Genomic DNA, 11,809 nt, shown 5'->3' with positions numbered 1-11,809 from the left:
TGATGGTTTTTATTATTCATTTCGCGCTTGAAGCTTCCTGCCTGACTCCTGCGCAATCCCGCGCCGGCACTGCTGCTTTACCACTATTTCGTTTTTAATGAGACGGCAAAAAGCGACAACATATGCAACACGGACAAATAATAACCTTCGCCCGATCGTACAGATGTATCCATTTGCTGATAGTCGCCCATCGTTAAATCACGCACTGCCAGCATGCCGCCGGACATCGCGTAACTTGCCCGTTCGTCGCCGGAGACACTCACCCACGCAGGCGTGGTGCTGCGGGCATAATTCGCCCAATAATGACGGAAATTCTCCATCGAATGCGTTTGCGTATCGCTGAGGCTTAAATACAGCGGAATGCGAATCGCGTCATAACTAAATCGCGCCGGCCAGTTTTCGGCAGGCATGACTTCACCACTATTCTTAATAAAAATCCAGTCGCTGGGCAGCTGCGGCTTACCGAAGCGCGCTTTATTGAGCAATTCGAGACTCGACTTTTTTAACTTAAGCCAAATCTCATTATGCCGCTGCTGCCAGAAGCTCTCCCACGCCGGAAAAATAAAATAAGAGGGGTTAACAATGTAGCCGTCGTTTTTGGTAAAACCGCTCAGCCCCGGCAACATAAGCAAGCGGGAATCTTGCTCAATGATCAGGCAATTTATCAACGCATCCTGAATATTATCCGAAGCCGTCAGGTAACTCTGATCGTGCCACTTATTACCGGCCAGCAATAAGGCCCAGGCAATCAGCGTATCGCCGTCGCTGGCATTATTCTCATCAGTCACTTTCTGCGCCTTCGGATCGTAACGCCAGGCAAACAGCCACAGCGACGGGCGTAATAAGGTGTTGCGCGTCCAGCGCCACACTTTTTCAAACGTGGCGGGATCATCGTTTATTACCGCCAGTAACATGCCATATCCCTGACCTTCCGAATGGCTGATATCGCCGTTTTCATGGTCAACAATGCGGCCATCCTGGCTCAGGTAATTCTGCTTAAATAGCACCCAGTTACTGTCCTGGCTGTGGGCTGAAAAAGCGGTCATGGCCAGCGACAGTAACAAACACGGCATGAGCCAGGTGGTTCTTAACATGAGATTTCCTGTGGTAGAGATAGGGCAGTTACCTGCCCAGGCGTTACACCGCTTCAGCGATACGTTCTACGACCTCAGCCACCGGCTTGATCGCCAGTTCATGCTGCAGCCAGTGGCGGAAAGCCGGGCCGGTCGCGCCGTGGCGCAGGCCGTACTCCACAAACGCTTTCATATAGCCAATTTTGTCGCCGCAGTCGTGTGACTTGCCGGTCAGGGCATAGGCTTCAACCGGCTCGCGGGCCAGCAACATAGCGATAGCATCGGTCAGTTGAATTTCGCCGCCCGCGCCAACCGGCGTTTTATGCAGCAGCGGCCAAATCGCTTTCGACAACACATAGCGACCCACCACCGCCATATCGGATGGCGCTTCATCGACCGGCGGTTTTTCCACCATGCCCTGTACCTGGCCGAAACCACCGGCGGGCAGGTTTTCACCGCCGCAATCCACCACGCCATAACGTGAAACGTCGTCGTGATTAACCTGCTCGATCATTAACTGGCTGGCGCCGGTGGTGGTAAAGCGGTTGATCATCGCCGCCAGGTTGTCCTGCGCCATATCACACTGGCTATCGTCGATCAGCACATCCGGCAGCACGACGACAAAATCGTTATCGCCAATCAGCGGCTCAGCGCACAGCACCGCGTGACCAAGGCCTTTCGAGTGGCCCTGGCGCACATGCATAATGTTCATCCCTGCCGGGCAGATGGTGCGCACTTCTTCCAGCAGCTGGTTTTTTACGCGCGATTCCAGCAGCGACTCCAGCTCAAAAGAGGTGTCGAAGTGGTTTTCAATGGCGTTTTTAGACGAGTGCGTCACCAGCACGATCTCGCGGATCCCGCAGGCGTAGCACTCCTGCACGATGTACTGGATAAGCGGCTTATCGACGATGGGTAACATCTCTTTCGGAATAGCCTTGGTTGCCGGAAGCATACGCGTGCCGAGGCCTGCCACTGGGATTACAGCCTTTAACATAGTAATTTCCTTTTTTTTTATTGCTGTTTAAATATCAACACACAACGGTGTTAATGATGCCACCCGATTCATTAATGCCCGGAACCTGGTAGTTAATATAATTATCACCGCCTCGCGCCTTCACTTTATAAAGGGCGGTATCGGCGGCTTTTAAAATGGAAGAAAAATTCGGCCCATGTTCGGGATAACTGGCGACGCCAATACTGACCGATAATTCCACCGTCTGTTGCAGGTATTGCAAATACATCGGCTGGCGGGTGGCTTCGACAATTAATTGCAACACGCCACGCCCGGCAGGTTCGTCGACACCTTCAATGTACGTCAGCGCAAATTCATCGCCGCCAAGCCTGCCAAGCAGCGTGCCGCGAGAAATACACTGTTTCACCCGGCTGATAAAACAGCGCAGCACCTCGTCACCGGCGGCGTGACCCAGGTCGTCGTTAATGTTTTTAAAATTATCGAGATCGAGGATCGCCACCACAATCTGCGCGCCGCGCGCATTGGCGGCACGGATTTTCTTACGGCTGCGAATATAGTAGCCCTGGCGATTCAGCGTTTTGGTTAATGCATCGTTGTGAGCACGAAAATGTAATTTCTCGCGAATCGCCATATGCCGGGTAATATCAAAGCCCAACAAAATAAACGCGAATATTTCACCTCGCTCATCTCGCTTAGGCATTAAGCGGGTGTCGAGCCAGACAATTTCACCGCTCTTTTTACGCTGGGATATTTCTCCCTGCCAATTATCGCCGGTGGTTTTGGCGATATTTATCGCCGCCGCCAGCGACATTTCCGCTTCGTCGTCCGCGGTCTGAAACAGCACCTGGCCTGTCACTTCATCCGGCGTAAAGCCGGTGAGCTGATAAAAGAACGGGCTGGCGTGAATCAGCCGCCCGGCGGTGTCGAGCACCAGCGAAACAAAGGCATTATCCTCCATATAATTAACGGCTTCGATTTCAAGTTTCCTGCCTGAAACCATAATTTCATTCACCATGATGATCACCTGATCGTTGATATAGAGTTTTCATGCCTTTGTGTACTTATTCGCCGATGGCGTAGCGGAAAATCAGTACATCTTCCGTGGCGTTGTCTTTCCAGCGTACCGGAACCTGGTTGCCCGCCCCCTGCGATACCAGCCACTGGGAGTAAGCCCCTTCCAGCACATACGCACTGGCACGGCGCCAGCCCGCTTCATCGCGGTACTCCGGCGCGTGCGGCCAGGCGCAGTGCAGCAGGATCAGCTCGCGCTGCGCCGGTGCCATTTTCACAAAACCCCAGTTGAACAGTTCCAGCACCCGGTTGATGCTGGCTTCCAGTTCGCTCACCGTGGTGGCGTTATCAATGGGATACCACTGAGCCATCATCTGGCCGATGCGTCTCAGGGCGTCGGGATCTTTATCGCCACGGCCTTCGGTGTATTCGTTAAAAAACAGATACACCAGGTCATGCCAGCCAGCCTGATAATTGCGTTGTAAATAAGTGTCCTGATTGCTAAACATCATCTGTCCCACGGGTTATTTATCTTGATCGACGTAATATTTGAAATAAAACAACGCTTTACCTTCGTTATAACTGCCGAAGGTGTCATAGCCTAAGTTCGCACCCAGAGCCAGGTTGTCGCTGAGGTGGTAGCGCGCATCCACGCCCAACGTGTAGCCAATGCCGTTTTTCGAGGTGGCTTTGTAAACCGCATCCACATCGTCATCGTCGCTGGCGTAGCTGTTTAACTGCGACTGCAGGCTGCTGTGGCCGGGGAAATAGTCGCTCTTACTCTGTTTGTAGGACTGGTAACCCACCGCGCCGTTGAGCGTCAGGTCCCAGTCGTTAAGATGGCGCGTCAGCGTGACCGGCAGCGAAACCGCCATAAAATCCTGCGGGCTGAAATAACCGCCCTGGCCGAGCGTGTAGTAACTGAGGTTACGGTCAAAGTTCATGTAGTTGACGTTAACCCCGACTTTCAGTTCGCTGTCGGCGGTTTTCCACGGCCGTAAATAGCTGCCCGCCTGCGCGCTCACCGCGTGGTTGGTCGGTACGTTGGTGCCAACATAGGTGTCGAAACCTAATTTGCTGTAAAGCCCGATTAACTCGTTATCCCAGGCGAATTGCGCCGACACGCCATTGCGGGTAATGCCGCCCCAACTCTCACCGGTGCTTTTATCCTTCACGCCGACATAAGAGAGCAGGCTGTCGGTCACCGCGCGGCGCTCTGCTTTCAGGTTCAGCGAGCTGTTTTGCGTCAGTTTCGGGTTCCACTCCACGCCGCCCACCAGCCGGGTGAACTCGCCGCCGGTCGGCGTGCTGCCGATATCCAGCTTATAGCTGTCGCCGCTCATGCTGAGGCTGGCGGCAACGCCGTTCGCCTGCTGGCTGCCCTGCGAAGCGGCATTCGTCGAGCTGGTGGTGGTTGAGGTGCTTGCCGCCGCTTGCGCCAGTTTTTCCGCATGCTCCAGCGCCCCGGAACCAAAGCGGTTCGCCGTTTCGCCGGACATCTCTCCCGCATTGAGCGATACCGGTGTGACATTCAGGCTCAGGCGCGTGGCGTCGCCAATGGCACCGGAGAGGATCATCGGTGCCTGCACTTCATCCAGCGCGCCAAGGCCGGATTCCCCATTACGGCTACGCAGCGAGACGCCCGCGCTGGTCCACGTGGCGCTCTTTTCCTGCAAATCGCGCATCATGCTGTTGATGCCGCTCATTGCCGTTAACTGCGCCTGGCGCGTCGGCGAGGGTAGGGACATCACGGCGCTGAGTTCGTCGTTGTCGTTCTCATCCCCCTGTTGCAGACGCCACTGGGCAGTGCGCAACAGCGACATGGCGCGCTGGTTTTCACCGTTAGCGGCGGCGACACGCGCCGCCAGCAGCATGTAATCGGCATCCTGGCTTGGCTCAAGCGTGGAGAACGCCCGCCGCGCCGCATCGTTATCGCCACGCGCCAGCGCCAGGTTTACCAGCCCGGTCAGCGCCTGTTTATCGCGCGGGGATTTGCGCAGCACGTACTGGTAGATCTCCGTGGCTTTGTCATCCATGTGATCGGCCTGGTAAATGCGTCCAACCGCCAGCAGTAAATCCGTATTGGTCGGGTTGCGTTGCAGCTCCGGCATGAGCAGATTCCACGCTTTGCCAATTTGTCCTTTTTCCCGCAGGCGGTCGGCGCGGGCAATCAGGCTGCCGGTACGGATATCGTTCATCTCCTGCTGGCTGGTGCCGTTTTGCAGCGCCGGGGCGTTGAGAATGCTCTCCGCTTCGGCGAACTGACCGGCCTGATTGAGCACGCGGATCTGCCCGGCGTAATCGACCACCGAACCGTGCAGCCCCTGTGCCTGGTTTTCCCGCACTACTTGCAGCGCGCCGCTGCTGTCACCACTTTGCATTAACAGTTCTGCCAGACGGCCAACATCGACCGGGCTTTGCGGCGGGTTACGTTGCAGCGCCAGCAGCGAGTTACGCGCGGCAGCAGCATTACCGAGCCGTAAATAGTTACGGGCAATATCCAATTGCTGGTTGGTTTGCACGCGCGTGCTGAGCGCTGTCATATCGGCGCTGTAGCTGCTGCGCGGTACGCGGGCGAGCAGGCTTTGCGCGCGTGACCAGTCGTTCTCTTCGGCGGCGAAAACCGCGGCGGCATACAGCGCCTCTTTGCTGGTGTTATTGCGAGTGGTAACGGCGACCATTACCGTCGCGGCTTGCTGTTTCTGTCCGGCTTTGCGTAAAGCGCGCGCATAGTCGAGTTGCAGCCAGACGTTTTGCGGATATTTACCGGACGCCGACTGTAAAATTTGCATCGCGCGTGAGCTGTTGCCCGCCTCCAGTGCCGACTGCGCGGCTTTGCGTTCGCCATCGCCGTTATCGCCGACGGCGGCAAAGCGGGTGCGCAGACTGGCGGGCAAGGTACGCAGCATGGCGTCCGCTTCGCTTTGCTTGTTTTGCTGCTTTAACACCCACCACAGGCCGGTGCGGATATCGGTGTTTTGTGGGCGTTCAGCCAGCAGCTTGCGATAAATCTCTTCTGCTTGCGGCAATTTTCCTTGGCGGCGCAGGATGTCGGCGCGCAGCATCTCCGCCGCCAGTTGTTGGCTGTCGTCATTAGTGCTGCTGCCCTCAAGGCTTGCCAGCGCTTGATCGTAGCTGCCTTTCTGGCTCAGGCTGCGCGCCTGGCCGAGCGCGCCGTAAAAGCGAGCGTTATCGGCATCTTTCGCCCACTGCGCGCTGTTCGGGTTAGTGGTGTCCTCCTGGGCGGCGCGGCGCAGGAATTTTTCCGCATCACTGAAATTATTCTGTCGCAGCGCGACGTAACCCATCCCGGCCAGCGCGTTGCCGTTGTTGGCGCGGGTTTGTAGCGCTTCGGCAAACTTATCTTTCGCGCCACCCAAATCGCCGCCGTTTAACGCATCAAACCCGGCTTTGGTGGCATCGCCCTCCACGCTTTTGCGGTAGTGATCCATCGGCGCGCTATCTTCCGGGTGGCGCTGCGCATAGGCGGTGTAGACCGGGAGATCGCTCGCTTTGGCGTCGAGCCACAGCAGCGCTTGTTGCAGCGCTTTGTCGGCGTTTTTATCGTCCGGCGCAAGGCGGCTCAACTGTGCGATCCCTTCCCGGCGCGTTGGCTCCTGGTAGGTGAGCGCCATCGCCAGCGCCTGTCTGGTCGGCACATCATCCGGCATCACGCTGGCGCGCTGGCGCATCGCGGCAACCGCTTCTGACCAACTGGCGCTGTCGCCTGCCATCGTCTGGTAATACTCCAGCGCCACATCGTCCGGCGGCGGGTTACCGTTAAACAGCGCGCGCCAGGAGGCAATCGCCTCTTTAATCTGCCCACGGCTTGCCAGCTGGCGGGCCGCAGTGAGCTTATCCTGCGGGATATTACGCAGCGTGCTGGCGCTGTTCAGCGCGTTGAGGCGCGGATCTTGCGGCGAAAGCCCGGCGATTTTTTTCCGCCAGATTTCCGACTGCTGAACATTGCCTTGCTGCAACGAGTAGAGCGCCAGCAGATACATGGCGTCGATATTTTTGTCATCCGCCGCCAGCACTTTTTGCAGCGCGTCGATGGCCATTTCGTCGTGGGCTTTGCTGTGCCAGTAACTGGCCTGCGCCAGCAGTTTTTTCACCGCCGTGTCATTGGCGTTCGCATCCGTGCTTTCCGCCGCTGCCGCCGGGTGACAAGCTCCCAGCAGGCAGAGCAGATAAAAGGCGTGCGTCAGTGGTTTACGCGTATTCATTTCTTCGTCTTATCCTGCAAGCGTTGGTGGGCATGGCGCTGTAACGCGTTAAACAACATCGGACCGGTGACGGCGGCAATCAGGCAGGCAAGGATGACCAGCCAGAAAATATGCTCGCTGGCAAACCACAAAATTTTCATATAGCCCGGCAGGTTGCCGCTGGTGAACTGCTCGCCCACGCGCCAGCTTCGCACGTCGCCCGCATTGCTGATGGCGGTGAAGTCCCCGCCGGCATTGGCGAGAAATGCCGGTTTGCTCATGTCCGCTGGCAGTAAGGCCAGTTGCTGGTTGTCCGTGCCGGTGGCAATAACGACGACGCGTTGTGCGTTCCACGGCGAGCGCAGGCTTAGCAGGCCACGCCACTGGTTGGTATCAAGCAGGTATTCGGCGGCGTCCATGTCCGTGCGTGGCTGGTCGCCGCTAAGCAGTGACAGCACCCGGTTGACCACGCTGGCGGTCATCACTTCGAGCGTGTTTTCGTTGAGCGTAAACGCGCTGTTTTGCAGCAGGGGCGCGAGCAGCTCTCGGTTGCTCAGGCTGCCAATCGCCAGAATGTCGCTGTCAGCAAGCTGCGCTTGTGCCTCTTCCTGCCCCGGCATGCCGGTGAACAGGTGCAGGTAATTGACGCTTACGCCGGTATCGCGCCCGGCTTGCGCCATCAGATTTAGCAGCAGCGAGATATCCTCGGCGGACGGGCGTGCCGGCATCAGCACCGTGGTATGTGCCAGGTCGGCATGGCGAGTGAACGGGAACATAGCGCTGCTAAACCAGGCCAGATTGGGCAGCTTGCCAAAGTGCCAGGCGCGGCTGAAATCGAGTGTCGAGTCGCCGTCAATGCGGCTTTGAATGTTCTCATCCGCCAGCGCGTTACACGGGGCATTTTTCTGCGCCTGCAAGCCAAACCAGAAGCCAAGCTGGTTGTTGCCGAGGATCGCCCGTGGGTCAATGTTTACCACCGCGCTTTGCTGGCGGTGCGACAGACCGAATGTCGCCAGCACTGGCGCCAGTAACCCCTCTTTGCTCACCGGCAGGCGTTTTAAAAACTCGCCGTTCAGGCTGACATTGAGGAACGATGCCTGATCGTCGAGCCAGTTTTTCTGCGCAAAGCTGTAGTTCAGATGCAGGGGAACGGCAGAACCGTCCCATAAGAACAGATCCGGCGCGGTGCGAAACGGCAACTGATTCTCGCCGTGCCAGACGCCGTGCGCCACCAGCGCGCCTTCATCGCTGAGCAAAGAGCGTATGGCCACCGGACGTTCGGTATTGATCCAGCGCGGAGCATCCCAGGCCGCGCGTTGCGCCACTTTCAGAGGCGGCACATCCAGCGTGTCGCTGTCCGGCAGCCCCGGTATGTTCAGCCGCCAGGCGGCCTGGCGCAGTTGCATGTCGTTATGACCGCTTACGATCAACAGCTTGTATGCCGGGTTTTGCGGGTTGTCGATAACCTGCAATGCCGCGCCGTTGCTCTGCGGAATGCTAACGCCACCGATGGTCTGGCCGGGTTTGCCAATCAGGATGCCATTGCCCGCAGGCAGGGTGTCGTACTGCACCTCAAAGCGGCTGGGTTTGCCATTACTCAATGCGCCAAACTGCGAGGCGACAATTGCCGACGCGGTGAGCACATCCGCATCCGGCGAGGCCGGATAAGCAATGCTAATCGTCTGGTCTTTGGTCTGCTTCACATCGAAGAACGGGCGCGGGAATGTTCCGAGAGTTTTGCGCACGTTCAGCCATAATCCCTGGTAATTCAACGACGATTCCGGCTGCAACGTCACGTTGTAATCGGCGGGCAGCGCGCGCTGACAGCTCCAGACATTATTAATAATGTCGTCACCGGTTTTTAGCTGGAAGCTGAGGTTGTTGCTGGACGCAATCATTGACGCGGGCACATCAAGGCTCCAGGCTCCTTTATCCTGCTGCAACTGATCGAGCGGAATCGCGCCCAGCGGCTGGCCGTTGAGCATCAGTTGCAGGTTTTCACCGCTCACATCGCTGCGGTTAACCTGCACATTCAAATTGATATGCGCGTTGGTTACCACCAGATCGCCCGGCAGGTTGAACGACACGCCGTTTTGTAACTGCTGGCCGCTGAGGGTTAAACCGCCGGTTGCGCCCATATCGCCAAAGCTGAGCGTGCTGGCAATATCCTGGTTGCTGCTGCCCGCAACGGGTGCAGGTTGCGGCTGCGGTTTTGCGCCTTGCAGCGTGACCGGCAGCGGTAATTCCGGCAGCGCGTCGTTCTGGGCTGTAAAGGCGCAGATCGGGCTGAAGCCGCCCACCAGTAAGGCGGTCAAAGTGAAGGGGTTAAAGCGCATTGTTAACCTCTTCCTGTTTTTTCGCCACGGCGGACATCTGGCTGTTAAAGCCACTCACGGTTTTTTTGCGGCCGAAGAACAGCTCATACACGCACTGCAAAATCCCCATAAACGACACCAGCGGGCGGTCTGGCGCATGCGGCGGGCGATACCAGGCATCGGCGCGGGAGAGCACCACGCGCACCAGCTTACGGCGTTCGCTCAGCGCCACGGTGTCGAACTCAAGACGGAGATCGCCTACGCCAGTCCCGGCGGCGCGAATTGGCACATGGGCGATTTCACCGCCCAGCCCCAGCTCGATTTGTACCGGGGTTTTGTGGCTCATATCTTCGCCTTTCACCAGCGCCACGCGCGCGCCGCCCATCGAGATGTCAAAGGTGCGGGTCTGCATTTTTGAACCGTCAGAGAACAGCACGGTGACCGGCAAGCGGGCGTAAATACGAATGGTTTTGCGGATCTGTTTGGTCTCTTTCGCCACTGCAATGGAGGCCAGCAAAATAATGGTACTGAACGTGCCCCAGGCGATGTTGAACAGGATTACGCGCGGATCGATACCGGCGTAATCATGCATAAAGTAGCGTACGCCAACCCAGATCATGCTGCCCACCATCAGCAGGGTGGTGATGATCAAGGGGCGTACCGTGTGGGCATCGAAATAATCGCGGTCGGTCAGGTCGCCTTTATCGGTGACGTTAAACTTGCCCAGACGCGGTGAAATCAGGCTGAGTAGCGTCGGCAGAATCAGGTGGTACGCCATCACCGTTTCATAAATTTCGCCCCAGAACGCGTAGCGGTAGCGCCCGGTAATGCGCGAGTTGACCATTGTCGACAGCACCAGATGTGGCAATACATAGGCGAAAATCAGCGTTGCCGACGACGAAATAATGTTCAGATTGAATAACATAAACACCAGCGGCGAGGTCAGGAACACCACACGCGGCAGGCCATACTGGAAGTGCAGCATGGCGTTGAGATAGCAGATGCGCTGCGTTAGCTTCAGGCCACGGCCTAACAGCGGGTTGTCGATACGGAAAATCTGCGTCATGCCGCGCGCCCAGCGAATACGCTGGTTAACGTGCAGCGCCAGACGTTCGGTTGCCAGTCCCGCCGCCAGCGGAATATCCAGAAACGCGGTGTTCCAGCCGCGACGCTGTAATTTCAGCGCGGTGTGCGCATCTTCAGTCACGGTTTCCACGGCAAAGCCGCCAACTTCATTGAGCGCGCTACGGCGGATCACCGCGCAGGAGCCGCAGAAGAACGTGGCGTTCCAGTTGTCATTGCCCTGCTGCACCGGGCCGTAGAACAATGCCCCTTCGTGCGGAACGCGCTTTGCCGCCGTCAGGTTGCGCTCAAACGGATCGAGCGAATAGAAGTGGTGCGGCGTCTGGATCAGCGCCAGTTTATCGTCACGGAAAAACTCGCCAATCGTGGCTTGCAGGAACACGCGCGTTGCCACGTGGTCGCAGTCGAACACGCAGATAAGCTCGCCGTGGGTGATGGTCATCGCGTGGTTGAGATTACCGGCTTTCGCGTGGCTGTTATCCGGGCGGGTAATATAGCCAACGCCCGCTTCAGCGGCGAAATCACGGAATTCGTCGCGCTTTCCATCGTCAAGAATATACACCTTCACTTTATCTTGCGGATATTCGATACACTGCGCCGCCAGAACCGTATCGCGAACGACCTCAAGGCTTTCATTATAAGAGGGGACATAAATATCGACGGTCGGCCAGGTTGATTTATCGGCCGGTAAAGGCGCAATCGGGCGTTCTAATGGCCACGCCATTTGAATATAACCCAGCAGTAAAATCGTCCATGAGTAAATTTCCGCAGCAAACAGTAAACTGCCGAGCAGCATCTCTACCGTCGAATCAAAATGCAGCGTGGTCGTGGCGCGCCACCAAATATAACGTGTCGACATCAATACGGAGAGGGAAAGCATTGCCAGTACGGCTTTTTTGCTTTTTACTCTTCCCAGGATAAATACCACTGCCATCACGCTAAGGCCAAAAAGGTATTGTTTATCGCTGCTCATGGGAGTAATCACTACCAGCAGCGATAATAACAGCAGCATCAGCGTGAAAATAATTCCGATGATTTTTTTCATGTTGTTATCATCTTGCACAGAAAAGAATAAAGGCATACCGGCGCGACAATGTCTTCCGGTTACCAGTTAAAATTCATGACGAGACGGATTTATCCGGCCAGTTA

The 11,809-nt window shown here is 56.8% G+C and carries 7 protein-coding genes; all 7 read right to left on the bottom strand.

Going from position 1 to position 11,809, the window contains the following annotated elements; genetic code table 11:
- Positions 1–83: 83 nt before the first annotated feature.
- Genes M8Q36_RS01495 through bcsA form a run of 7 tightly spaced genes read right to left on the bottom strand, consistent with a single transcriptional unit; the run spans position 84 to position 11,705 of the window.
- A complete protein-coding gene (locus tag M8Q36_RS01495) occupies positions 84–1,094 on the bottom strand; it encodes a family 8 glycosyl hydrolase (protein WP_249879796.1) in 1,011 nt (336 codons plus the stop codon).
- 43 nt (positions 1,095–1,137) lie between these two features.
- Positions 1,138–2,067 carry a UTP--glucose-1-phosphate uridylyltransferase GalU gene (gene galU, locus M8Q36_RS01490; protein WP_283945927.1) on the bottom strand — a complete coding sequence of 310 codons (930 nt, stop codon included), beginning with the start codon at positions 2,065–2,067 and terminating at the stop codon, positions 1,138–1,140.
- A gap of 34 nt (positions 2,068–2,101) precedes the next feature.
- The gene (locus M8Q36_RS01485; RefSeq protein ID WP_249879795.1) at positions 2,102–3,061 is read right to left on the bottom strand and encodes a sensor domain-containing diguanylate cyclase; all 960 of its coding nucleotides are present in this window, start codon (positions 3,059–3,061) and stop codon (positions 2,102–2,104) included.
- A gap of 46 nt (positions 3,062–3,107) precedes the next feature.
- The gene (gene bcsD / locus M8Q36_RS01480) at positions 3,108–3,569 is read right to left on the bottom strand and encodes a cellulose biosynthesis protein BcsD (RefSeq protein ID WP_044489478.1); all 462 of its coding nucleotides are present in this window, start codon (positions 3,567–3,569) and stop codon (positions 3,108–3,110) included.
- A 12-nt stretch (positions 3,570–3,581) separates the two neighbouring features.
- Positions 3,582–7,283 (bottom strand): cellulose biosynthesis protein BcsC, encoded by a 3,702-nt coding sequence (locus M8Q36_RS01475; protein ID WP_249879794.1) that lies wholly within the window; start codon positions 7,281–7,283, stop codon positions 3,582–3,584.
- Positions 7,280–9,598 (bottom strand): cellulose biosynthesis cyclic di-GMP-binding regulatory protein BcsB, encoded by a 2,319-nt coding sequence (gene bcsB / locus M8Q36_RS01470; RefSeq protein WP_249879793.1) that lies wholly within the window; start codon positions 9,596–9,598, stop codon positions 7,280–7,282. The genes M8Q36_RS01475 and bcsB overlap by 4 nt, the downstream gene beginning before the upstream one ends.
- Positions 9,588–11,705, bottom strand: coding sequence for a UDP-forming cellulose synthase catalytic subunit (bcsA, locus tag M8Q36_RS01465; protein WP_249879792.1), 2,118 nt, complete (start codon positions 11,703–11,705; stop codon positions 9,588–9,590). Before bcsA ends, bcsB begins: the two co-directional genes overlap by 11 nt.
- Between the last annotated feature and the right edge of the window lie 104 nt (positions 11,706–11,809).

Origin of the sequence: Kosakonia sp. R1.Fl (genome assembly GCF_023516815.1) — a bacterium.
Classification (GTDB): Bacteria; Pseudomonadota; Gammaproteobacteria; order Enterobacterales; family Enterobacteriaceae; genus Kosakonia.
This window is presented reverse-complemented; position numbering and strand designations above follow the sequence as displayed.